Source organism: Rhodococcus sp. D-46, from assembly GCF_011290655.1.
In the GTDB taxonomy this organism is placed as follows: Bacteria; Actinomycetota; Actinomycetes; order Mycobacteriales; family Mycobacteriaceae; genus Rhodococcus_F; species Rhodococcus_F qingshengii.
In genome coordinates this window covers 187,533-211,429 of record NZ_JAANTF010000007.1, presented here as the reverse complement: position 1 = coordinate 211,429, position 23,897 = coordinate 187,533, and the positions used below count along the sequence as shown (strand labels likewise).

The 23,897-nt window shown below is 62.9% G+C and carries 22 protein-coding genes; 15 read left to right on the top strand and 7 right to left on the bottom strand.

Annotated elements, in window-relative coordinates; translation table 11 throughout:
- The first annotated feature begins 28 nt into the window (after window positions 1-28).
- Entirely contained in the window at window positions 29-802 is a 774-nt protein-coding gene (locus G9U53_RS19300) for a hypothetical protein (protein WP_064073964.1), read from the top strand.
- Window positions 803-824: 22 nt separating this feature from the next.
- On the opposite strand, the gene G9U53_RS19295 is transcribed toward G9U53_RS19300, so the two are convergent.
- Window positions 825-1,517, bottom strand: a complete 693-nt coding sequence (locus G9U53_RS19295) for an SDR family NAD(P)-dependent oxidoreductase (RefSeq protein WP_063316053.1) — start codon at window positions 1,515-1,517, stop codon at window positions 825-827.
- Between the two features lie 134 nt (window positions 1,518-1,651).
- Here G9U53_RS19295 and G9U53_RS19290 point away from each other — a divergent pair, with 134 nt between their 5' ends.
- The 8 genes from G9U53_RS19290 to G9U53_RS19255 all read left to right on the top strand — a co-directional run bounded on the left by G9U53_RS19290 (window position 1,652) and on the right by G9U53_RS19255 (window position 11,466).
- Window positions 1,652-2,569 (top strand): LysR family transcriptional regulator, encoded by a 918-nt coding sequence (locus G9U53_RS19290; RefSeq protein WP_039973351.1) that lies wholly within the window; start codon window positions 1,652-1,654, stop codon window positions 2,567-2,569.
- A 139-nt stretch (window positions 2,570-2,708) separates the two neighbouring features.
- Window positions 2,709-4,085 (top strand): MFS transporter, encoded by a 1,377-nt coding sequence (locus tag G9U53_RS19285; protein WP_047270985.1) that lies wholly within the window; start codon window positions 2,709-2,711, stop codon window positions 4,083-4,085.
- Window positions 4,086-4,148: 63 nt separating this feature from the next.
- Window positions 4,149-5,030 carry a shikimate dehydrogenase gene (locus G9U53_RS19280; RefSeq protein WP_047271196.1) on the top strand — a complete coding sequence of 294 codons (882 nt, stop codon included), beginning with the start codon at window positions 4,149-4,151 and terminating at the stop codon, window positions 5,028-5,030.
- A gap of 44 nt (window positions 5,031-5,074) precedes the next feature.
- On the top strand, window positions 5,075-7,027 hold the full coding sequence (locus tag G9U53_RS19275) for an FAD-dependent oxidoreductase (protein WP_207624446.1): 1,953 nt from the start codon (window positions 5,075-5,077) through the stop codon (window positions 7,025-7,027).
- Window positions 7,024-7,848, top strand: a complete 825-nt coding sequence (locus G9U53_RS19270) for an aldo/keto reductase (protein WP_042921744.1) — start codon at window positions 7,024-7,026, stop codon at window positions 7,846-7,848. Before G9U53_RS19275 ends, G9U53_RS19270 begins: the two co-directional genes overlap by 4 nt.
- Entirely contained in the window at window positions 7,848-8,942 is a 1,095-nt protein-coding gene (locus G9U53_RS19265; protein WP_007733574.1) for a Gfo/Idh/MocA family oxidoreductase, read from the top strand. The genes G9U53_RS19270 and G9U53_RS19265 overlap by 1 nt, the downstream gene beginning before the upstream one ends.
- Window positions 8,939-10,666 (top strand): FAD-dependent oxidoreductase, encoded by a 1,728-nt coding sequence (locus G9U53_RS19260; protein WP_042451278.1) that lies wholly within the window; start codon window positions 8,939-8,941, stop codon window positions 10,664-10,666. The genes G9U53_RS19265 and G9U53_RS19260 overlap by 4 nt, the downstream gene beginning before the upstream one ends.
- Entirely contained in the window at window positions 10,663-11,466 is an 804-nt protein-coding gene (locus G9U53_RS19255; protein WP_042921750.1) for a TIM barrel protein, read from the top strand. Before G9U53_RS19260 ends, G9U53_RS19255 begins: the two co-directional genes overlap by 4 nt.
- A 54-nt stretch (window positions 11,467-11,520) precedes the next feature.
- Here the strand turns inward: G9U53_RS19255 and G9U53_RS19250 are convergent, their stop codons facing one another.
- Window positions 11,521-12,609: a 3-deoxy-7-phosphoheptulonate synthase gene (locus G9U53_RS19250; protein WP_003940571.1), complete on the bottom strand. Its 1,089-nt coding sequence runs from the start codon at window positions 12,607-12,609 to the stop codon at window positions 11,521-11,523.
- A gap of 373 nt (window positions 12,610-12,982) precedes the next feature.
- Between G9U53_RS19250 and G9U53_RS19245 the strand changes: the two genes are divergently transcribed.
- From G9U53_RS19245 to G9U53_RS19235, 3 genes are all read left to right on the top strand, one after another.
- Window positions 12,983-14,032, top strand: coding sequence for an ABC transporter substrate-binding protein (locus G9U53_RS19245; RefSeq protein ID WP_242692599.1), 1,050 nt, complete (start codon window positions 12,983-12,985; stop codon window positions 14,030-14,032).
- Window positions 14,033-14,198: 166 nt separating this feature from the next.
- The gene (locus G9U53_RS19240) at window positions 14,199-14,489 is read left to right on the top strand and encodes a CD225/dispanin family protein (RefSeq protein WP_003940575.1); all 291 of its coding nucleotides are present in this window, start codon (window positions 14,199-14,201) and stop codon (window positions 14,487-14,489) included.
- Window positions 14,490-14,539: 50 nt separating this feature from the next.
- The gene (locus G9U53_RS19235; RefSeq protein ID WP_165639070.1) at window positions 14,540-14,986 is read left to right on the top strand and encodes a DUF2752 domain-containing protein; all 447 of its coding nucleotides are present in this window, start codon (window positions 14,540-14,542) and stop codon (window positions 14,984-14,986) included.
- 11 nt (window positions 14,987-14,997) lie between these two features.
- Here G9U53_RS19235 and G9U53_RS19230 read toward each other — a convergent pair whose 3' ends face one another.
- Genes G9U53_RS19230 through G9U53_RS19220 form a run of 3 tightly spaced genes read right to left on the bottom strand, consistent with a single transcriptional unit; the run spans window position 14,998 to window position 18,082 of the window.
- Window positions 14,998-16,098 (bottom strand): hypothetical protein, encoded by a 1,101-nt coding sequence (locus G9U53_RS19230; protein WP_064688104.1) that lies wholly within the window; start codon window positions 16,096-16,098, stop codon window positions 14,998-15,000.
- Window positions 16,098-16,415, bottom strand: a complete 318-nt coding sequence (locus G9U53_RS19225) for a nuclear transport factor 2 family protein (protein ID WP_007733586.1) — start codon at window positions 16,413-16,415, stop codon at window positions 16,098-16,100. The genes G9U53_RS19230 and G9U53_RS19225 overlap by 1 nt, the downstream gene beginning before the upstream one ends.
- Window positions 16,412-18,082, bottom strand: coding sequence for a PucR family transcriptional regulator (locus G9U53_RS19220; RefSeq protein WP_047270998.1), 1,671 nt, complete (start codon window positions 18,080-18,082; stop codon window positions 16,412-16,414). Before G9U53_RS19220 ends, G9U53_RS19225 begins: the two co-directional genes overlap by 4 nt.
- Window positions 18,083-18,277: 195 nt before the next feature.
- Here G9U53_RS19220 and pruA point away from each other — a divergent pair, with 195 nt between their 5' ends.
- On the top strand, window positions 18,278-19,939 hold the full coding sequence (gene pruA / locus G9U53_RS19215) for an L-glutamate gamma-semialdehyde dehydrogenase (RefSeq protein WP_058037794.1): 1,662 nt from the start codon (window positions 18,278-18,280) through the stop codon (window positions 19,937-19,939).
- The gene (locus G9U53_RS19210; protein WP_003940479.1) at window positions 19,939-20,904 is read left to right on the top strand and encodes a proline dehydrogenase family protein; all 966 of its coding nucleotides are present in this window, start codon (window positions 19,939-19,941) and stop codon (window positions 20,902-20,904) included. Before pruA ends, G9U53_RS19210 begins: the two co-directional genes overlap by 1 nt.
- Here G9U53_RS19210 and G9U53_RS19205 read toward each other — a convergent pair.
- On the bottom strand, window positions 20,901-22,199 hold the full coding sequence (locus tag G9U53_RS19205) for an NtaA/DmoA family FMN-dependent monooxygenase (RefSeq protein WP_165639069.1): 1,299 nt from the start codon (window positions 22,197-22,199) through the stop codon (window positions 20,901-20,903). The genes G9U53_RS19210 and G9U53_RS19205 overlap by 4 nt on opposite strands.
- Window positions 22,200-22,312: 113 nt before the next feature.
- Window positions 22,313-22,858: a CGNR zinc finger domain-containing protein gene (locus G9U53_RS19200; RefSeq protein WP_003939872.1), complete on the bottom strand. Its 546-nt coding sequence runs from the start codon at window positions 22,856-22,858 to the stop codon at window positions 22,313-22,315.
- A gap of 68 nt (window positions 22,859-22,926) precedes the next feature.
- On the opposite strand from G9U53_RS19200, the gene G9U53_RS19195 reads away from it, so the two are divergent.
- Window positions 22,927-23,874: an EamA family transporter gene (locus G9U53_RS19195; protein ID WP_003940332.1), complete on the top strand. Its 948-nt coding sequence runs from the start codon at window positions 22,927-22,929 to the stop codon at window positions 23,872-23,874.
- Window positions 23,875-23,897 lie beyond the last annotated feature (23 nt).

Genomic DNA, 23,897 nt, shown 5'->3' with positions numbered 1-23,897 from the left:
TCAAAAGTTGTTACAAACTGATCGAGGAATGTCCGCAACCCGAGTTGTGCTGGACCTCGCAACAGCGAGCCCGGACACCGAGTTCAGCACCGCTGTGCTGACCCGGGCCGGCGAGATCGTCGGCGTCAGCGCATCGAGCATTCGCGTGGCAACGGGCCGCCTGTGCCGCGAGAACAAACTGCGTCGTACCGCTCGTGGAACGTACCTCCTCAACCCGGACGGCATCCCCACCTACAGCGAAGTGGAGGGGTGGCGAACTCGTACCGATCGCATACGCCCCTGGGACGGCACCTGGATCGCCGTCGAGCACTCGGGGCTCAAACGAAGCGACCGCACTGCCGCCCGCCGGCACGATCAAGCGCTGCGACTGGCGGGCTACGAGGAGTGGAAGCCCACACTCGCAGTCCGTCCGAACAATCTCCTCGGCGGCACGGACAGCGCCCGCCGCACTCTCCACCGACTCGGCGCCGCCTCCGGATCGGCCGTCATGGAAATCGCTCACCTTGCCCCCGAGGATGATTCGACAATCCGCACACTCTGGAACTCCGAAGCGCTGTTGGCCGACATCGCGGAGGCCCGTGAAGCACTCACACAGGCGCAAACACGCCTGGCGACAATCAGTCGCGAGGAGGCGGCCCGCGAATCACTTGCTCTGGGCAGCGCGGTGATCGCGGTCATCGTGCGCAATCCGCTCCTTCCGGAAGAACTCGAACCGACGCAGCCACTGCGTGAACTGATCTCGCACATGCTCGAGTACCAGGACGCATCTCGCGAACTGTGGCAGTCACTGCTCGAGTTCTGATCGATTTCTCCCAGAAGGTAATTCAGTATGTTGCGCGGCCACCGCTGGCGTCGTACACGGCGCCGGTCGAGTAACTCACCGCCGACGACGACAGCCAGGAGATCAGTTCGGCGATTTCGTCCGCCGTCCCCATCCGTGCCATCGGCGTCAAAGACTGCGAACGGGCGAGGATGGCCGGATCGGTGCCGGCATTCATAGGACTTTCCACCGCCGCCGGAGCTATCGCGTTGACCAGCACACCGGTGGTGGCGACCTCTTTGCCGAGCGATTTCGTCAGCGCGACGACTGACGCTTTGGACGCGGAATATGCACTCTGATTCGGGTTTCCGTCCTTGGCCGCGATACTCGCGAGATTGACGACCCGTCCCCACCCCGACGCAACCATTCCCGGCACGAACGCCCGGCACATCAGGAAGGTCCCTTCGACGTTGATCCGGAACGTACGCTGCCAAGCCATAAGATCTACGTCGACGAGTGGCGCTGATGGTCCGACGATTCCCGCACTGTTGATCAAGATGTCGACTCTGCCGAGCCTGGTTCGAAGCGCATCGACTGCTGCCGGATCACTCACGTCGAGTTGTTCGTCCGCGCCTTCGGCAAGATCTGCCGTTACCACCCGAACTCCCCTCTCCGTCAACAGCTTTGCACTGGCGGCGCCGATTCCGCTCGCACCGCCGGTAACGAGCGCTGTGACACCCTCTGGGTAACCCTGCATCGCATTCACTCCTGAGTTTCTGTGCGCTACGCACTCAATTTATGTTGCAAACAGGCATAATTGCCGTCACACTGTGTAGAAATTCTGAATATATGGCGTTGGTTGTCAACGTCAAATACCTGGAGGCCTTGCCGATGGAAACCCGCTGGTTGCACGCGTTTGTCGCGGTTGCGGAAGAACTTCACTTCGGGCGGGCCGCATCACGGCTCCAGATGGCCCAGTCGCCGCTCAGCCAGATGATCCGAAAGCTCGAAAAGGACATCGGCGTCAAGTTGTTCGAACGAAGCACTCGCAGCGTCGCACTCACATCCGGCGGACATGCCTTTCTCCCCCACGCCTATCGCGTCATCGAGAACATGGAGACGGCACGACACGCTACGCGCGCGTCGTCGGGAGGCGTCTACGGACGAGTCACAATCGGGTTCACCGGAGTGCTCAACTATCAAGCACTTCCGCCACTGACACGCGCGTTGCGTCAGCGTTATCCGGAAGTCGAACTGACACTCCTCGGCCGGATCATGACGCGCGACGCGGTCATCCAACTCGAGAGCGGCGCCCTCGATCTCGCCTTCGTCGGACTACCCGTGGAATCCGCATCACTGTCTACCCGGCTGATCCGACGGGAGGCATTCGGCGCTGTGCTTCCGATCGACCATCCCCTCGCAGAGAGGGACGCGATCGACCTCCGCGAATTGGCCGACGACGGATTCGTGACCACCCCGCTCTCGGCCGGCTCGGCCCTCCAGGAAACCGCGATGCGCGCCTGCATCAACGCAGACTTCAGGCCTCGCGTGGTTCAGGAGATCACCGATCCGTACATGATCCTGATGCTCGTTGCCGCCGGCGTCGGTGTAGCGCTGATGACGTCCGGTATGGCTGCTATCACCCCACCTGGCAGTGTGTTCGTCCCACTCACCGGCGAGCCGACGTTCATGAATCACGGAATTGCCTGGTCACCGCGGCACATGACCGATGCGCTCGCCGTCGCATTGGAGACATCCGAGGAAATTCTGCCGACGCCGGAGATTGAGACCAAAAACGTCATTATCTGAGACTCATTTAGTGTTGGACGCGCCATAGTCCTTCGTGGCACTGTCGTCTCAGCCGCCGAAAGGTGAGGGACGTCACCGATGCGTGGTGCATCTCCAAACGTGCCGCCACGGCCGGCCCATCGGGACGAAAGGACTTCACATGGCACCTCCGATCACCTCCACCGGATCCACGAACTCGACCGAGGAACATCCGAATGCGAACGCGCGCCGCGCCGCCGTTTCGGGCTTCCTCGGCAGCACCCTCGAGTACTACGACTTCTTCATCTACGGCTCCGCGGCCGCGCTGGTGTTCCCCAAGATCTTCTTCCCCGGCGGCGGATCAACGGCAACCCTGCTCTCGATCAGCACCTTAGGTGTCGCCTACGTCGCCCGCCCGCTCGGCGCGGTGCTGTGGGGTCACCTCGGCGATCGGTACGGACGCAAGAACGCGCTTCTCGCCTGCCTGCTCCTCATGGGTGTTGCGACGGTCATCGTCGGTTGCCTGCCGACCTACGACCAGATCGGCATCGCCGCGCCGATCATTCTCGTCTTGCTTCGCCTTCTTCAAGGGCTCTCTGCGGGCGGAGAATCACCCGGCTCTTCGGCACTGACGCTCGAACACGCACCTGATCACCGTCGTTCGTTCTTCACCTCGTTCACCATGAGCGGGATCATGTTCGGCATCGTCGTCTCCAGCCTGGTATTCATCCCAGTGGCGAGCCTGCCCGACGAAGACCTCTACTCGTGGGGTTGGCGAGTTCCCTTCTGGCTCAGCATCATCGTGACCGTCGTCGCGCTGTGGCTACGTCGCGCCCTGGATGAGCCGGAGGTATTCGAGGAACTCAAGGAACAGGACGAGACGGCCGGAATTCCCGTCGTCGAGATGTTCCGCTCGCACTGGCGCACCGTGATCCGTATCAGCATGAGCTCGACCTTCGCGATGATCAACACCATCGTCAACGTCTTCGCCCTGGCGTACGCCGTCGAATCCGGCTTCGAGCGCTCCACGATGCTGTGGGCAATCGCGACCGCCAATTTTGTTGCCGTACTGACTCAGCCGCTGTTCGGCATCCTCTCGGATCGCTACGGACGCAAGCCCATCTTCGTCGTCGGCGCGATCGGAGCCGGCCTGATGATCTTCGTCTTCTTCCATTCGATCGGAACCCAAAGCGTCCCCATGGTCTTCGCTTCGGGAATCGTCATGATCGGCATCTTCTACGCCATGCCCAACGGCACGTACCCGGCGTACTTCCCGGAGCAGTTCCCCGCGAAGGTCCGATACACCGGAATGGCCGTCAGCCTCATGCTCGGACTCCTTGTTGCCGGCTTCACACCGGCTATCGCTCAGGCGATTTCAGCCGGAGACAAGAGCAACTGGACACCGGTCGCCTGGATGTGCCTGGGCTTCGCCGTCGTCTCCGCCATCGCAGCAATGACCGGACCGGAAACGTACCGCACGCCCACAGCAGAACTGGGCCAACCGAAGCCGAGCCTGCCGATCAAGCAGGACTCAGAGCTCACCAGCAACAACGCTTGACCGGACCGGCCCCTCGCGCTGAATTGCCGCGAGGGGCCGTCCCCACTTATGCAGGAGAATGTCATGACCACCGAATACACACGTCACCGTATCGGCCTTGTCGGGTCGGGTATCGCCACCTCACTCTCGCCCGCGTTGCACGCACACGAAGCAGCAGCACTGGGACTCGACGATTACAGCTACGAACTGGTAGATCTCGAGAACCTGAACATCTCGGTCGAGAAAACCGGTGAGGTGGTGCGTGGCGCCGTCGCGGGCGATTTCACCGGACTGAACATCACCCACCCGTGCAAGCAGGTTGTCGTGGACGCGCTCGACGAGCTGTCCGACAACGCGCGGTTGCTCGGTGCCGTCAACACGGTTGTGGTCGACAACGGCCGTTTGATCGGCCACAACACCGACCACAGCGGATTCCTCACAGCACTGCAGCGCGGTTTACCCGACGCCGCCTTGGACCGAGTGGTGCTTGCCGGGGCAGGAGGGGCGGGTTCCGCTGTGGCATACGCACTCGCCGCCGCCGGCACCACGGATCTTCGCATCGCAGATATTGATCCCGCTCGCGCTGCCGATGTGTGTTCTCGCGTCGCCTCGGCCTTCCCTGGCACGCGCACAACGGCTTTGGCGATCGATGAGATCGCCGTCAACCTGACTACGTGCGACGGCGTCGTCAACGCATCTCCGATCGGCATGGTGGGTCACCCCGGAACTCCCTTCGACCCTGCGGCGTTGCATTCCGGATTGTGGGTCGCTGACATCGTTTATCGACCGATGCGCACCGAATTGCTCGACGCTGCAGCTGCTCTCGGATGCGCAGTTCTCGACGGTGGGCAGATGCTAGTGGCTCAAGCCTCTGACACCTTCACACTCCTGACTGGTGTCGAAGCCGATACGGATCGCATGCGCAGCCATCTGAGCGAGCTGCTCTCCGAGACGGCATGCGCATGAGCACAACCGAACACCTACTTTCTCGCGAAGTACCAGGAGCACTGATGAATGTGACTGCGCCGTTCGCCGAACCTCTCGACATGGGCAGCGTCCGCCTCCGAAACCGATTCGTGTCGGCTCCGATGGAACGCAACTACTGCGAAAACGACGGAACCATGACGGACGAGTACATCGCGTACCTCGCTCGCCGCGCCGAAGGCGGTGCGGCACTGATCTTCACCGAAGCGAGCTACGTGCGCGCCGACGGCAAGGGTCGCATCCGGCAGATGGGCGTCGACGTCGACGAACGGATTCCCGGCATCAAGAAGATGGCCGACGCGATCCACGCTCACGGCGCCCTCGTCGGAGTCGAACTCAACCACGGTGGACGTACGGCGCAAGGTTCTGTCAGCGGGTTTGTTCCCGTTGCCCCGACACCGATTCCGTGTTTGGTTGTCGGCGGCGAGATGCCAGAACAACTCGACGGCGACGACATCGAGCACATCATCGAATGTTTCGGTGAAGCCGCGGCACGCTGCCAGCAGGCCGGCGTCGACGTCATCTCCCTGCACGGTGGCCACGGGTATCTGATCCACCAGTTCCTCTCCCCTGCTTACAATCACCGCGACGACGAGTGGGCCGACCCCACCTTGTTCGTCAACAAGGTCATCGCCTCCGTCCACGAGCACGCACCGGGAATCACTCTGGGACTCCGATTCTCAGCCTTCGAAGGCATCGACGGCGGACTCGACGCCGAGATGACTCGCGCTCGCATCGGCGCCATCGACACCGACCGACTCGATTTCCTCGACGTCTCGGCCGGCAACTACGAAGCGGGACAGTGGATCATCCAGCCCGGTGAATGGTCGCGCGGTCTCCTCGCGCCGTACTCCGAGCAGTACCAGCGCGACTTCGACATCCCGGTGGGAGTGGCCGGACGCATCACGTCGCCGGAGATCGCTGCGCGGATCATCGAATCCGGGCAGGCGAACTTCGTCAGCATGGCTCGTACGCTGCACGCAGATCCGGACTTCCCGAATCGCGCCATCGACGGTGGCCGGTACCGCCCTTGCATTGCCTGCAACTACTGCATCGACAGCCTGGCCGCCGGCCCCATTCCCTGCTCCGTCAACCCGTGGGTCGGCCGCGAATTGGATCAGCCTACAAAGCCGGCTGATGCCACCGTGCGGGTCGCCGTCATCGGTGCCGGGCCGTCGGGAATGGCCGCTGCCCGCGACCTCGCACTTGCCGGTCACCGCGTCGACCTGTACGACGAGCGACCCAGCCTCGGTGGCGACTTCGCTCTGGCATCGAGGCTTCACGAGTATCCCGAATATGGACGAATCGTGGACTGGTACGCCGCGGAACTGGCTGAACTCGGGGTCCACTGCCACACCTCGACCCGGGTAGATGCTGCTTTGCTCTCCGGTGTCGATTTCGACGCCATAGTTCTTGCCGCCGGCGGCGTCGGCCCCGTGGTCGATCTCCCCGGAGCAGCAACCCGTACCGTTCGCGACGTCCGCGAATTCCTCGTCTCCGGCGATCCAGCTCCTGCCGCTGTCACCATCTTCGGCGCCGACCGTGAGGCTGCGGCCGTCGCCGACGATCTCCTTCAGAAGGGCACCCAGGTCGTGATGATCGGCCCGCAGGAAACCATCGCGCACGACGTCGGACGCCGCGGAAAGATCGTGCTGCTGCCGCGCCTGGCCGCAAGTGAGAACCTCACGACCTACCTCAGCTCGATCGTCACCACAGTCGCCGCTGACCGCGTCACGATTTCGACGGCCGGTGTGCTGAGCGAGGTCGATGCTCCCGGCGAACTGCTGATCTCGCAAGGCGTCGAGCCGCGTTCGGAACTTCTTGCCGAACTCCGTTCACTGGCACCACGACTCGGAGTACATACCGTCGGCGACGCGAGCGGTGACGGCGGGTCCATCCATGCCGCACTCGTGACCGCAGCCGACGTTGCCGTCGCGATCACCGCCGCCGCTGCGGCACGTCAGGAGGTTCACGCATGACCACACAGGCAGCCACACCCGTGGCAACTGCATTGCCGCCCATTGGACTCGGAACCTGGCCCCTGGTCGGTGCCGACGCCACGAACTCGGTTCTCTCCGGCATCGAGGCCGGGTACCGCCTCATCGACACCGCCGCGATCTACGGCAACGAGGGCGCAGTCGGTGTGGCGCTGGCGGAATCAGGTGTGCCGCGAGAAGAACTGTTCGTCACCACCAAACTTCGTGGCAACGACCAGGTTTCCGGCGACATTCGGGGCGCCCTCGAGCAGAGTCTGGAACTACTGGGACTCGACCAGCTGGATCTGTTCCTGATCCACTGGCCACTCCCGCGAATCGATCGCTATGTCGCGTCGTTCGAGTCGATGCTGGCCTGCCGCGACGCCGGACTGGTTCGGTACGTGGGTGTGTCGAACTTCCTGGAGCTCCACCTGCGCCGCGTCGTCGCCGAAACCGGCGAGGCACCGGCAGTCAACCAGATTCAGATGGACCCGTCGCTCGCTCGGATCCCGGTGCGCCGCGCAAACGACGAACTTGGCATCTTCACTCAGTCGTGGAGTCCGCTCGGCCGGGGTGACGTGCTCGACAACGCCGTTGTGAGCGAGATCGCCGGTCGAATCGGTTGCACACCAGCTCAAGTGGTCCTCGCTTGGCACGTCGCGCAGGGTGTGGTTCCGGTCGCGCGATCAGCAAACCCGACGCGTCAGGCCGAGAACCTGGCAGCACTCGACGTCACCCTCACCAGCGAGGACATCGAAGCACTGAACAGTCTCGACCGCGGCGAGTCTGCCGCGCGGGACGTCGAAGCAGAGGAACATTTCTGATGACGTTGAAAGTCGGAATCGTCGGCTGCGGCAAGATCGCCGGCAACCATGCCCGCGCGCTGCAACAAGTCCCCGGTGTCGAGGTGATCGGCTGCTGCGATCCCGATCTCGGACGCGCCCAGGAGTTCGCGGCAGCGCACGGCATTCCCGCAGCCGTGAGTTCAGTGGAGCAACTTCTCGCCCTCGGACTCGACGCCTGCACCGTTTGCACGCCGCACCCGGTACATGAAGAGGTAGTCGTGGCCGCTGCCGAAGCGGGTGTACATGTTTTGTGCGAGAAGCCCATCGCAGTCGATGTTGCTGCCGCCGACCGCATGATCGAGGCCGCCGACCGCGCCGGTATCACGTTCGGGGTGCTCTTCCAACGCCGATTCTGGCCGGCAGCACGTCGGATCCGCGACGCCATCGACGACGGGCGGATCGGACTACCCATGCTCGGTGAGGCGTCGGTGATCCTGCACCGCCCGTCTAGTTACTACTCGGCCGATGCGTGGCGCGGACGCTGGGACACCGACGGCGGTGGCGTGCTCATGACACAGGCCGTGCACCAGATCGACATGCTGGCCTGGTTCATGGGCGAGGCCGTCTCGGTCAGCGGCTTCATCCGCACCCACACCCACGGTGAGCACATCGAGACCGAAGACAGCGCGTCAGCTGTGATCTCCTTTGCCTCGGGCGGCACCGCCACCGTCACCGCGACTACCGGTGCCAATCACAATCTGGGTAACCGCGTGACGGTGATCGGGCGCACCGGCGCCATTGCCAGCGTCCTCGAATTTCCTGAAGGGCACGAGGGTGTCAACGAAATCTGGACCGTGCCGGGCGAAGTCGAGTTCCGGTCGCCGTACTCCGCCGACATCGACGCCAATCTCGATGTGGGAGCGGTCAATGCGGCACTGACCGACTTCCACACCCTGCAGGTTCAGGACTTCGCCGACGCGGTCCTGACCGGGCGCGAACCCGCCGTCACCGGTCGAGACGCGCGCGCGTCACTTGCCATCATCGCCGCAATCTACGAATCGTCACGAACGGGCAAGGTTGTCGAGCTGACATCGACACCGACCCTCGCAACAACTGCCAAGGAGCAGAAATGAGTAGCAGTACCCCCCTCACCTACGACGTAGTTGTCGTGGGCTCCGGCGCAGGCGGGCTTTCCACAGCAATTGCCGCAGCACATGGCGGCGCTTCCGTACTCGTCGTCGAGAAGGCCGACACCTGCGGCGGCGCAACGGCCTGGTCGGGCGGGTGGATGTGGACCCCACGCAACATGTTTGCCATCGCCGACGGGGTTGTCGAGGATCGCTCGGCACCGCGGACATATCTGGAAAACCGACTCGGCGACAACTTCGACGCCGCCAAAGTTGATGCACTCCTCGACGGCGCCCCGGAGATGGTCGAGTTCTTCGAACGCAAGACTGCTCTGAAGTTCGTGCCCGGAGCCAAGATCGCCGATATTCACGGTGACACACCGGGCGCCGGCACGGGTCACCGTTCCGTCGGACCGAAACCGGTGAGTCTGCGAAAGCTCGGACCAGATGTCGCGGCGCTACTGCGTCGGCAGCTGTACGAAACGTCGTTCCTCGGTATGGGCATCATGGCCGGGCCCGACCTGCAGGCTTTCCTGCACTCGACCCGCTCACCAAAAGCCTTTGTGCACTGTGGTGTTCGGGTGACTAAGCACATGTTCGATCTCGCCACCAAGCGTCGTGGTCAGCAACTCGTCAACGGCACTGCGCTTGTCGGCATGATGCTTCGCTCAGCGCTCGATCTCGGCGTCGAGTTTCGGGTGAAGACGTCCGCGACCGCGTTGCAGACCGATGACGACGGCCGCGTTGTCGGCGTCCGCCTCGAAGGTCCGGACGGCGCGTACTCGGTAACTGCCCGACGTGGTGTCGTACTCGCCACCGGCGGCTTCGCACAGGACATCGACCGACGACGCGAACTGTTCCCGCGCACCCCCACCGGCAACGAGCACTGGTCACTCACCCCGAAGACAACCACCGGCGACGGCATCACCCTCGGCGAATCCGTGGGTGGTCGCCTCGACCGCACACTCGCCTCCCCCGTCGCGTACTGCCCCGTCTCCATCGTTCGCTACCGCAACGGCAAGGAAGGTGTGTTCCCGCACATCCTCGATCGCGGAAAGCCCGGTGTCATCGGAGTTCTCGCGAACGGCAAGCGGTTTGTCAACGAAGCACTCGGCTATCACGACTACACACTCGCGATGGTCGAGCAGGTTCCCGAGGGTGAAGAGGTGTGCTCGTGGTTGATTGCCGATCAACAGTATGTGCGATACCTCCCGCTGGGCATGGCGAAGCCCTTGCCGATCCCGATCCAGCCGTACCTGCGCTCGGGGTACCTCACGCGTGGGCGCACTCTTCGGGACTTGGCCGAGAAGATCGGCGTCGACCCCGTGCAGTTGGAGAAAACCGTCGCAGCTTTCAATATCGGGGCCGTGGCCGGTGAAGACCCCGAGTTCGGTCGCGGTACAACACCGTTCAACCGAGGTTCCGGAGATGCTTCCAATCCGTGGCCGAACCCGTCGCTCGCGCCCTTGCAGAAGGGTCCGTACTACGCGGTGAAAGTCGTGCCAGGGAGTTTCGGCACCTTCGCCGGACTGGTCACGGACTCGTCGTCGCAGGTTCTCGATGACAACGACCGCCCCATCGAGGGGTTGCTCGCCGTCGGCGTCGATCAGGCGAGCGTGATGGGCGGGCACTACCCGTCCGGGGGCATCAACCTCGGACCGGCCATGACATTCGGTTACCTGGCCGGCCGGGAACTGGCCGGAGCCAAGACAGTTGGAGCGCACGCATGACACTCTCACTCGGACTGGCAGCCCTCACAGTGCTCGACACCGCACCGATGCAGCACGTCGCCTTGGCTGAAAAGCACGGCTTCGACACCATCGGTATCCGTCTGATGCCCGCGGCACCAGGTACGACGGCCTACCCTCTGCACGAGGACAAGCAGTCGTTGGACGAACTGGTGCGTCGACTGGGCGATTCACCGGTCGAGGTATTCGACCTCGAAATCATCCGTCTTGCAGCCGACTTCGACCCCACCGACTACGTTCCGCTGCTCGAAGCCGGAGCACAGCTCGGAGCCAAAGCCGTTCTGGTGGGCGGCGACGACCGCGACCGCGCTCGGCTCACGGACTCCTATGCCCGCCTCGCTGAACTGTGCGCGAACTACGGCATCGTCGCCTCGCTCGAATTCATGCCGTGGACTGCGGTGCCCGATGCGCGTGCGGCCATCGAGATCGTCTCGGCGGCAGACGGTCCGGCTCGCAGTGTCCTCGTCGACGCATTGCACACCGACCGCTCGGCGACAACGCTCGAGGATCTTGCGTCCATCCCGCGCGAGTGGTTGCACTACGCCCAGATGTGCGACGGTTCGACCCCCGCTCCCACTGGGGACGCAGAGCTGATCCGTCAGGCCCGCGAGGAGCGTCTGGTGCCCGGCACCGGCGGCATAGCCCTGGCCGACATCTGGTCGACTTTGCCTGCCGGACTGCCGGTCAGCATCGAACTGCCCAACGAGCCACTGCGTCAGGCCGTCGGCACGGATGCCTGGCTGGAACGCCTGGTCGAGGCCACGCGAGAAGTGTTGGCCTAGCGGCCCTGTGCGCCTTTTTGGTAGTTGGCGCTACCAGAAAGGCGCACGGGGGCGTCAGCCCCTCCGAGCCGCAACGGCCTGCGCCAGACGGTCCAACTGCGCTGCGGTGGTGGACCAGTCGATGCACGCGTCGGTGATCGACTGGCCGTAGGTGAGCTCGTCCGCCTTGCCCAAGGTCAGGTCCTGACGGCCGGCCTCGATGAAACTCTCCAACATGACGCCCGCGATTCCCTGCTCGCCCTCGGTCAGACGTCGGGCAATGTCGTCGAGCACGATGACCTGACGCTCATGGTCCTTGCTGCTGTTACCGTGGCTCGCGTCGATGACCACGCGCTCGGGCAGGTTCGACTTACGCAGGCGGGCAAGGGTGTCCGCGACGGTCTCGGCATCGTAGTTCGGTCCGTCGCTACCGCCACGAAGAATGACATGGCAGTCGGGGTTGCCCGCGGTACGGATCAAGGCAGCCTGGCCGTCGAGGTCCGTTCCGGGGAACACGTGGCTCGCTGCCGCGGCGCGGGTGCCGTCGACGGCTACCTGCACGTCACCTTCGGTGGAGTTCTTGATACCGACGGGCATGGACAGCGCGCTGCACAGCTGACGGTGAACCTGACTGGCGGCGGTCCGGGCGCCGATCGCACCGTAGCTGACCAGGTCGGCAATGTACTGAGGCATGATCGGATCAAGGAACTCGCAGCCGACAGGCAGGCCCAGGCTCGACACGTCGAGAAGCAACTTGCGGCCGATACCGAGCCCGGTGTTGATGTCGAACGTGCCGTCGAGGTGGGGGTCGTTGAGCAGGCCCTTCCACCCGAGTGTGGTGCGCGGCTTTTCGAAGTAGACGCGCATGACGATGTGCAGATCGTCCCGCAGTTCTTCGGCCTTGGCGGCCAACCGGCGGGCGTAGTCCATCGCCGCTTCCGGATCGTGCACAGAGCACGGACCGACTACGACGATCAAACGATCGTCGTCACCGTTGAGGATGTTGATGGTGTCGGCCCGACCGGTGCGCACAGTGGCGGCCGCGACCTCGTCCGGAGCGTGCTGAGCACGAACAGTCGCCGGTGACACGAGCGGACTGATACTCACAGTGCGCTGATCGTCGAGGCTGTCCGAAGCTGCGGTGGTGTCGATGGTGACAGTCATGGGGTTTTCGGTTTCCTGTTCTCAGGCCGACCCCAGAGATGAAGAGAAACTCCAGCGAGCCGGTCTGTAGTCCGGCTCTTGGGTGGAGGTTGTCAGCGCGTGGTTACGCCGGCAGGCCCACCCGGGGCCGGCCTGCTAAACCAGAAATAGACGCGCTGCATGTCGGCCACGATACCTCGAGTTCGGATCAGATGGGCGCGCCCCTCCACAACGAGCCGAATCCGAGGGGAGAGTCCCGTGGCACGAGCCCGTGACGAATGGCCAAATCCGCTGAGTGGTTGGCGCTTTCGAGTAAGGCTCCGGCTGCGAAGTTCGAATACGTTGGTCAGGCACCTGCCAATGCCCGGAACATCAGATGGAGCTGCGCCTTCTCATGCCTGTGATCGAATCGACCGAAACCTTCCACCCGACGGTGTCCCCTTCTGCGACCGAAACCCCCTTGCAGTTGACAAAAGATGTGGACGACGAATTCACCCGTCTGATCGATTCCTTGACACGACGCGGATTCCTGGCCGGTGCGGCGGCGCTCGGTGCACTAGGCGCACTGTCTGCATGTTCGGGCGAATCCAGCGGCACCGAAGCCTCGGACGAGTGGGTCGACATCGTCGTCGCGGACCAGGCCTACCGCCTGCCGCGGGACCCCAAGCGTGTCGTGGTGCTCGAAGCCCGCGGGGCCCTCGATTTTGCACTACTTGCCGAGTACCCGATCGTCGCGACCAATTGGGATCCGAAGTCTCAACTCATGCGCCAGGTACCCGCCGGCGCGGCTCGCCTCGGTGGGACGAACAACGAACCGAATGCCGAATCGATACTGAGCCACGACCCCGATCTTTTGGTCGTCGGGAAAGGCTGGTGGGATTACTACCAGGACAAGGGCCTGCTCGGCACTGACATCGCACCGGTGCTCGTCGTCGACGAGGGCACGACGAGCTCGTCGTGGAAGCAGGCCATGACCGCGCAGCTCACGGCTCTCGATCGCCGCGAAGTCGCCGAACGCGTCATCGCCCGATACGACGCCGAACTTGCGCAAGCGCGGGCCAAGATCGGTGGTCTCCTCGAAGGCAAGTCGATTGCGATCGCCGGCGCAGACAGCGGTCAGATCTGGCTGCAGAACAACACGTTCGCCGTGTCGGTTGCGCAGGACCTCGGCTTGAACGTCTTGACCGACGCTGCCCATGCCGCACCTGATCGGAAGGATTCGACTTTCTACAGCCTCGAGGAGCTTGCGATCTTCGACCAGGCCGACTTCGTCTTGCTACAGAACCCCGACGCTGTGGAAGCCGAGTCGCCCACGTGGAAACGAGTCCGCGCTGTCCAGGACGGCCATGTCGGGCATCTGCGATACGACCTCAACAACGGCCTCGCTCTGACTGCGATGGCCCTGGCCGCTGATATCGCCGAGCAGGTACAGGTCATGCGCTGACGTCTTCGGTATCGCCTTCCGAATCAGAAATCAACCGGATTCTCTGTCATACGAACAGTCGATACTGACTCACTCGGAAACGGATTATGTTGTCACCTGCCCGTGCTCTTCGCACGTCAGAGGGTGTTTCTCCGAACGCCCTGTTTCTCCGAACGCTAGGTGACCAATGACGCAGAACCCGTACTACGGCCAGCAACAACCGGTCGGCCCTCCGCCGGACAACAATCTGGTCTGGGCGATTCTCGTGACAGTGTTCTGCTGCCTCCCGCTCGGCATCGTCTCGATCGTCAAATCAAGCCAGGTCAACACTTTGTGGGCGCAAGGTCAGTTCGACGCTGCGCGAAAATCAGCTGACGATGCCAAGAAGTTCGCCTTGTGGTCAGTCGGCGCAGGTGTTGCCGTCGCTGTTCTGTACTTCCTTTTTGTCGTCGTCCTTGCCGGATCGAGTTCCCTGTGACCGCCGACGCCGACCGGCGACACTGATCGACGGCCAAACACCGAACTGCAATGACACCGAATTGTGGTGACACCGAGAACGATGACATATCACGACTCGCCGCACTGAAGGCGCCAGCGGCAGTTGCGTTCACGGCAATTGCGCTGTGCGGCTTCATCTCCTGGAGTGACCCCACCACACCTGGTGGGGTCATTCCCGTTTGTCCGACCAAAGCGCTGTTCAACGTCAATTGTCCCGGTTGCGGTAGCACTCGGATGGTGTACAGCCTCATCCACGGCGATTTCGGTGCAGCGATGCGTTTCAATGCCTTTGGCCTCGTGATGCTGCTTGCACTGGCGTTCACGTACGTCTCGTGGACGACCGCCCGCACCCGTGGAAGACCCGTCGTGCTCTGGCATCAGTTGCGCTGGTCACCGGCTGTGATCTTGACACTCGTGTTGATCTGGACGACGGTCCGCATAGCCCCGATCCCGATATTTGCCAGTCTCCGCGTCTAGGCCGGATCTCCTCACGCGTCCAAACGGAATACACCTCGCACCTGGCGTACGCCGTTGATCTGCACCTCGACGGCATGTTCGCCGGCGTAGTACTTCCGGGTGCTGATCGGTTTGAAGGAATGCCTCTTCGCGATACGGGCCGGCACCCCGGGTTCCAGCGTTCGTGTTGTCAGTTTGAAGACCTTGGGCGTCGTCTGCCCGTTGGCCTTCACGTGGTGGACGATGTAATCGATCACGACGGTGACGGACTCGCTGCCATTGTTCGTGACGGCGAAGTCGAAGGTGAGTTCTCCACCCGCATCAACTGTTTCGCGGTCGATGACGAACCCCTCGACCACGACGTCGGTGGGCGGCGAGAACCCCAAGAGGGACAGAGCATCTGGATCGCCGGCCTTGATCAACGTCCGCAATGCATGTTTGACGATTTTCAGTGTGTTGGCATCCGGTGTCTGCAGCCAACGCTTCGCAGTCGATACTGCGAGCGCAGCGTCAGCACGACTGAGATCGTTGAGATGGTTTGCGACCGAACGTCGTACATATTCCGAATCATCCCGATACAGCTCGTCGAGAATGACGATTGTCGACTCGGGACGCGCCGTCAATTCTTTCACTCGTCTTCCCCAGGGCAAACGAGTACGAGTGCCTTCGGTCGCCAAGCGCCGGACGTGTTCGTCTTCATGGCCGGTCCAGGTGAGTGCGATCGCCAGCGAACGGTCAAGGTTCGTTTCGAGAAATGTGCGAATTGCGAATTCGGCCGTCAGACGCGACGTCAGCTCGGCAAGCAGAGCCATTCCCTCGTCGAAATCCGACTCGGAGCCACTTCGTGTCGCCGTGACGGCGACGGCTTCGGTCACCGGCCAGATCATCCAACCGGTGAAGGTCTCTTCTGAAAGCGCACGGCGGATGATCTCGGCGAAGGCCGGAAGATCCTGAGGCAGTTCGGCAGTCATCGCGTCCCGCACGACGCGCGTACGTTCGCCGAGACTCATACCGTCGAATTCGGATGTACTACCCCGAACGAGGGCGAGGCGTGTGTGACCGGAGGCTCGCTCTAGACAGCCTGCCAGATCGGCGACGACGGATTTCCCGAGCAGTTCGTCAGCGGTGGGCATCAGGGGCACACCGTGAGAGCGGAAATCCGATCACCGTCGAGAGTGAAATGGTGATGTAACTGGACGGGGCTTCCGGGAAAATCACCCTCGACCTTCACCGACACGACAACGGCCGAGCCTGGGGTGTTGACCGACTCGATCTTCTGGGTGAAGGTGAACGCCGTCGACACGGCGGACTTCCACGCCACGATTTCTTCGATCCCGACATACGTCCGGCCGTCGTCACGAACCACTGCGTCTTCGGTGAAAACGCCGCGGACGTCGCCGCCGTCGAAATACGCGCGCGCTGCGCCTGGCACCTTCGCTGAGTCGATCATTCGCGAAGAGTACTGCTGGGGTCCGACAGGTTCGGCGAACTCACTGCCCGAGCAGACGCCGCCAACTGAATCTCCATCAACAGCCTGGCCGACGGCTCGGAGAGGTCGGTATCCGTGATCTCCTCGACCCTCTTGATCCGATACCTGAGGGTGTTCGGGTGAATCCGAAGCTGCTCGGATGCACGTCGGACATCGCCCGAATGTGCGAGGTAAACGGAGATGCTTTCGCGCATGTTCGACCCGTTGCGTCTGTCGTAGACGTCCAGGGCGTCGACTCTCGGATCGTGCAGTTGCTCGTCGGCCGCAATGGTGTCCATGATTTCGCCCAGCAGCACCGGTGTGCGCGAGTCCGCGAGGGTGGTCACACGAACATCACCCGACGTTCCGTCCAAGACCCGATCCACTTCGGCCCGAGCCTGGGCCACCTCCGCAAGCGTCGAAACCGGCGACGAGACCGCGGCCCGTAGCCCCGAAGGCGACACCTTGTCCAAACGCGCGACAACTTCGCGGGTCCACGAGACTGTGGATTTCACGGATTGGGTTCGCGGAAACAGCACATAGATCCGGGTGCCGACGGCACTCACCAGCGATTCACGCTGAAAGGCGCTGGCGTGCAGTCGCAAAGACGACACGAGTTCGCCCGAAGACGGCAGCCCACCGTTTCCGATACTCGCCACTCCGACCACCATCGCCGGTCCGGACATCGGGATGGTCAACGAGGCGGCGAGCGAAGGAACGTCGACACCGCCGCCGCGAACCCCGAGCAACCGCTGAATCTGTATCGCCTCGTTACTCGGCGCGTCTCGGATGCGCGAAATCAGCCGAGCAGCAACGGCCGCGGCACCGCGGAGCACGCTGTCGGCATCGCCGGCAATGGGAACCGGGCCTTCCTGCACCCAGATCGTGCCGAGAAGATCAGAGCTGAAACCGCTCTCCCCCTTGACATTGTCGGATATTCTCCGAATCGGAACCACCAACCGTCGCCTGATCGCAAGGTCGTCGTGAGCGGGCACCTCCACTACGTCGTCGCTTCGCCGCAGGCTCTCGAAGACGCCCCACTCCTGTAGCTTTCGGAGGTATTCGCGAGGTCCTTCGCGGCCGAGGATTGATTGCCGACGTAGCTCGTCCGCAGCATCTCCCGATGCCGAATAGGCCAAGACGTGGGAATGCTCGTCCTCGATGCTGACCATCCCCCGCGTGATTGCGGCGACGTTCTGCGCCAGCTCGAACAAGTCTGTGTCACTACCGAATACGATGTCGTCCGAATCCTGTCGGGACACCGAATGATCGAGCACGCCCCGGATGGTCGTGAACAATCGATCCCAACGAGCATCCGGATGGACCGCTATCAAGGCGATCCCGGCGCGCTGTGCCGCCGCACGCACCGACGTGTCCGAGGCCTCCTTCGACATGACGGCCCGAGGCGCTGATCCCTTCTGATCGAGGCGGTTCAGCCAGGCCGCCAATTCGGCTGCGCCGATACCGACAGCGAGCCAGAGCTCAGAGGATTCGACGGCCGCGGTTCTGGGGCGCGTGAGGTCCCCGACCTCTGCGAACACCACGGAGTCGACGAAGACGTCATCACCTGACGGCGCGAGGACGAGCTCGACAAAAGCTCCGCCCAGCGCCCGAAGGACCGCGTCGAGCCTGACCCCACGGATAGACACGTACCACCCACTCTCCGGACCGTCGCAACGCCTCAACTTCGAGAATAGTGCATTTTCCTGCGAAAACGGTTCAGCCGATCGGACAAACACGGACACCGATGTTTGGCCGCTCAGCGGATTACTCGCCGACGTCTTTCGACTTGACTGGTTCACGACACGACAACTGCCCACTCCTGAGTCTGCCGAAGGATCGTCATGGACGCCGTTACCAATGTCCCCCACCCAGCCAACGAACCGGTGAACAATTACGCGCCGGGAAGCCCGGAACGATCGCGCCTCCGTACGAAACTGACCGAACTGGCCGAATCGCCGACCGACATCAGGCAGGTCATCGGCGGCATCCACCGAACTGCGGAAGGTAAGCGAGAGAGCGTTGTTCAACCACACCGTCACAGTTCGGTGCTCGGATCGTATGCGGGCGCAACCCACTCGGACGTTCGTGATGCCATCGACGCCGCCACACTCGCCGCCCCGGCCTGGCGCGACCTCTCGTTCGACGACCGCGCTGCGGTCTTCCTCCGCGCCGCCGATCTACTTTCCGGCCCGTGGCGCGAAACCATCGCCGCCGCAACAATGCTCGGCCAGTCGAAGACCGCATACCAGGCCGAGATCGACGCGCCCTGCGAACTGATCGACTTCTGGCGTTTCAACGTCGCGTTCGCACGTCAGATACTCGCCGACCAACCCGTTTCCGCTCCGGGAGTGTGGAATCGCGTCGAATATCGTCCACTCGAAGGTTTCGTCTACGCGATCACTCCCTTCAATTTCACCGCCATCGCCGGAAATCTCCCCACAGCACCGGCCCTGATGGGCAACACCGTGATCTGGAAGCCGTCACCCACGCAGGCCGTCGCGGCGTACCTGACAATGCAACTACTCGAAGCTGCCGGCCTCCCGCCCGGGGTGATCAATCTTGTTCTCGGCGACGGCCCCTTGGTGTCCGAGGTCGCGCTTGCCGACCCCCGACTGGCGGGTATCCACTTCACCGGATCCACCGCAACGTTCCAGCGTTTGTGGCGTGAGGTCGGAGCCAACATCTCGAACTACCGGACGTATCCGCGTCTCGTCGGCGAAACCGGCGGCAAGGATTTTGTACTCGCACACAGTTCCGCTGACCCGGACGTACTCACGACGGCATTGATTCGCGGGGCCTTCGACTACCAGGGCCAGAAATGTTCGGCCGCATCACGGGCGTTCATCCCGAAGTCGGTGTGGGCCAAGATGGGCGACACGTTCATCGACACTGTGTCGTCGCTGAAGTACGGAGACGTCACCGACCTGACGAACTTCGGCGGCGCCGTCATCGACCAACGTTCGTTCGACCGAAACGCCGCCGCGATCGTCCGCGCCAAGTCGACCAGCAGCCTCACCATCGCAGCAGGCGGCGACTACGACGACCGCGAAGGATTCTTCATCTCGCCGACGGTCCTGCTCGGTGACGACCCCAGTGACGAGGCCTTCAGCACCGAGTACTTCGGCCCCATCCTTTCGCTTCACGTCTACGACGACTCCGCACCGAATGCCTACGCCGACATCCTCGCTCGTATCGACAGCGGATCCGCTTACGCCCTGACCGGTGCCGTGATCGCCACCGACCGTGCGGCCGTCGATCAAGCTCATCATGGTCTGCGGTTCGCCGCCGGAAACTTCTACGTCAACGACAAGCCGACGGGAGCGGTTGTCGGACAACAACCCTTCGGAGGTGCGCGGGCTTCGGGTACCAACGACAAGGCCGGTTCGCCGCAGAATCTGCTCCGTTGGGCGTCGACACGCACCGTCAAGGAAACCTTCGTTCCTCCCACCGATCATCGTTACCCCCACCAGGACGTCGATCCAGCCGAGAGCGAGAACCGTTGATGAGTGCCGTCTCGCTGAGCAACCCACTGCGCCCGGTGCTCCTCGCGGCGGCACGCTCGTCGCGACTGGAGAAGACAGTCTCCGGGATGACCTTGACCCGCAAGCTTGTAGACAGGTTCGTCGCCGGGGACGCGGAACCCGCAGCGATGTCAGCGGTGCGCGACATCCTCACCAGTGGCCGGTTCGTGACGGTCGACTACCTCGGCGAGGACACCACCGATCCGGCTCAGGCAACAGCTACCGTCGATGCCTATCTCTCCCTTCTCCGCTCGTACGCAACGCTTTCCGAGATTGCCGGGACGCAACACTCCCTGGAGGTTTCGCTCAAGCTCTCCGCGTTGGGGCAGTCACTTCCCGGTGACGGCGAGAAGATCGCCCTGGCGAACGCTCACCGAATCGTCACAGCGGCAGACGAAGTGGGCGCGTGGGTCACCGTCGATGCGGAGGATCACACCACCACCGACTCGACACTGTCCATCGTCGAAGAGTTGCGCCGCGACTTCCCGACGCTCGGCACGGTCCTGCAGGCGTACCTACACCGCACCGAGGCCGACTGCCGGCACTTCTCCGGATCAGGTTCACGAATTCGGCTGTGCAAGGGTGCATACAAGGAACCGGCCGGCGTCGCGTTCCAAAAGGCCGCCGAAGTCGACGCGTCGTACGTGCGTTGCCTGAAGGTCTTGATGGAAGGTGACGGATACCCGATGGTGGCCTCCCACGATCCCACCATGATCGACGCCGCCCTCGGACTCGCCACACTGACCGAGCGGACAGCCGCGGATTTCGAGTTCCAGATGCTCTTCGGCATCCGCGACGGCGAACAACGCAGATTGGTAGCCGAAGGCAATCACCTGCGGGTCTACGTTCCCTACGGCAGCCAGTGGTACGGCTACTTCATGCGTCGCCTGGCGGAAAGACCGGCCAACCTCATGTTCTTCATGCGCTCACTCGCTTCCAACAACTAGACACCGGAAACCGGTGGCAGCGGTGGCAACTCGAGGTTTTCGCGAAAGGTACCGCCGACGTAGTCGGATCCCACGATTCCGCGCTTGCGCAGCTCCGGCAGCAGCCCGTTCGTGACGAAATCGCGTGTACGCGGATCGGCAAGGTCACCGAGCGTGATGACGTCGAGTACGCCCGCGTCGTATCGTTCCTCGATCGCGTCCGCGAGCTGTTTCGGGGTGCCCGCCGCTGCCCAGTGGCCGGTGTCCTTGGACGCGATGATCAACTCACGCAGAGTCTTTCCTTGTGATGCGAGCTTGCCGAAGATCTCGACCCGGCCCCGTCGTCGATTCACCGACGACGGGTCCGGCAACAACGACTCCGGGATCGGCCGATCCAGCGGCAATTCCGAGAAATCCACGTCACCGCCGAACATGTCGGCAAGCCTGGTGCGTCCGGCGTCGAAGTCCGTCGATTCCTCGGCTTCTCTGACCAATCGTTCGACTTCGGCTTCGGTAGCGCCGTACGTTGCGTGGAACGAGCTGAAAATCAGTGGCAGTTCGTCCCCACGCCCCAACTCTGCCGCCCTGGCGCGGATCGTCTTCGTGTAGGTGACCGCGTCCTCGAAGGTTGCGAGAGAAGTGAATACGACCTCGGCGAAGCGAGCACCCAGTTCGATACCTCCGGCAGATTGGCCTGCCTGGAATTGGACCGGACGACGCTGCGGCAGGGATGGAATGTTCAACGGCCCCTGCACGGTGAAGTACTTGCCTCGGTGCTCGATGGGGACCACCCTCGACGGATCCAGCACCGCAGAGCCCTCTCCCCGGATCAAGGCGCCGGGCTTCCAGCTGTCGAAGAGCGCGTTGACCACCTCGAGCGATTCGGCCGCTCGGGCGTACCGCTCCTCCGGACTCGGCAGGTCCAGGTCGCTGTAGTTCTCTTCTCCGAGTGAGGAAGTGACGGCATTCCATGCGGCTCGACCATTGCTGACGTGGTCCAGGGTGCCGAACAACCGTGCCAGGTTGAATGGGTGATGAAACGTCGTCGTGACGGTGGCGATGAGCCCCACATGGGTGGTGACCGCACTCAGCGCGGCAAGGAAGATCAACGGCTCCTGCGCACCGATCGCGCCCTGCGCACCGAAACTCAGCAGGTCGGCGGCAAACAGTCCGTCGATCTTGTTCGCCTCGGCCGTCTTTGCGACGTCGATCGCGGACGCGACCGTCGAAGTCGTCGGATCGATCGCGGCGTCGTAGATACTCACCGCCCCGCTGACACCGGTCACCGTCTTGAGTGGACGCCTACGATCGGCCACCGACCATCCTCCTGGCTTCGCGAAATCTGTTCCGAATTCACAACGCTAGACCGATCCTGGCTCCCGACAAGGTATTCACTCAGCCTGGTTCTATCCCTCCGAACGCCGCTTGGTCACGCCCCGGATTTACGGGCACGATAGGCGGCGACGTGCGCCCTGTTCCCACAGTTCCCGGTGTCGCAGTATCGCTTCGAACGATTGCGCGACAAATCCACGAAGACCGCTTCGCAGTCCGGGGCCTCGCACCATCGCAACCTCGAGAATTCGTCGGTTCGGATCAGATCGAGCACACCCATCGCCGCTTCTGCGGCCATCCGGTCCACCAGTGGCGAATCGTCAGCGGTGACGTGCAGGTGCCAGCCGAGGTCGTCGTGCCTGGTGAGCCGCGGCCTCGCGCCCGATTCGAGTAGCAGTGTGTTCACCACCTCGACGGCGTCGTCCACTCCCGCGGCTTCCCAGAACTTTCGCAGTCGTGGACGCAGCGCACGAACCGCCGTCAATTCCTCCGGTGTGCCGTCCCGCCTGCCGGTCCAGCGATCCGCGTCGAGAAACCGTGTCAGCTCCTCTTGATCCGGAAGCAGTTCGGCCCCGCCGCGGGCCGTGTTGACCAACGACGCGGCGAAGACGAGCGCCGATTCCGTGTCACCAGCAAAATGCACTTTGACTCCTGAGCCGTATCAACCTAATGTCAGCATCGTAATCGCTTTTACTCCTGACGGGTGACGACGTGAACTCTCGCAACGGCTTGATCTTCGCTCTGCTGTCCGCGGCAACGTTCGGCGTATCGGGCCCGTTCGCGAAATCTCTCATCGAATCAGGGTGGTCCCCCGGCGGCGCAGTGTTCGCGCGCGTTGCAGGCGGCGCACTGGTGATGATGGTGATCGCCGTAGCCACCCAATGGCCTCGCCTACGACAGGTGAGCACCCACACGCGAACGGTACTGCTGTACGGGGTGTTCGCGATCTCGGGCGTTCAACTGTGCTTCTTCAATGCCGTGCAACATCTTTCGGTCGGCGTCGCATTGCTTCTCGAGTACCTTGCACCGATCATCGTCATCGGGTGGGTGTGGATAACCAAGGGCGCACGTCCGAGCGTGCAGACGCTTCTCGGTGCGGCGGTGGCCTTGATCGGCGCCGCCGTGGTGATCGACGTCTTCGGATCGGCAGAGATCAGTGCCGTCGGAGTCGCCTGGGGACTGGCCGCCGCGGCATGCCTTGCAGTCTATTTCGTCATTTCCGAACGTGCGGACGGTGATCTCCATCCAGTTGTTCTCGCGGCATCGGGGCTCACGGTCAGTGCAGTGGTCATCGGCGCGCTCGGACTCGTAGGCGTCCTCCCCCTCCAGTTCTCGGCCTCGAACGCCGTCGTGGCAGACCATTCGGTGAACGTGTGGCTGCCGGTGGTGGTCCTGGTCCTGGTCAGCACTGTCATTGCCTATCTCACCGGCATCGCCGCGATCACGCTGCTGGGGCCGACAATCGGGTCTCTGGTAGCGCTGACCGAAGTGCTGTGCGCGGTCGTCGCCGCGTGGATCCTGGTCGGGGAATCCGTCACCGCACTCCAAGCTGTAGGTGGCGCAGCAATCATCGCGGGGTTGGTCCTCGCGCGCCTCGGTCAGGTTGCACCGAAACAGATACCGGCCGACCCGATGACAAATGTCATGGCAGAAGAATGACGGACAGACGAGGGATCACGACC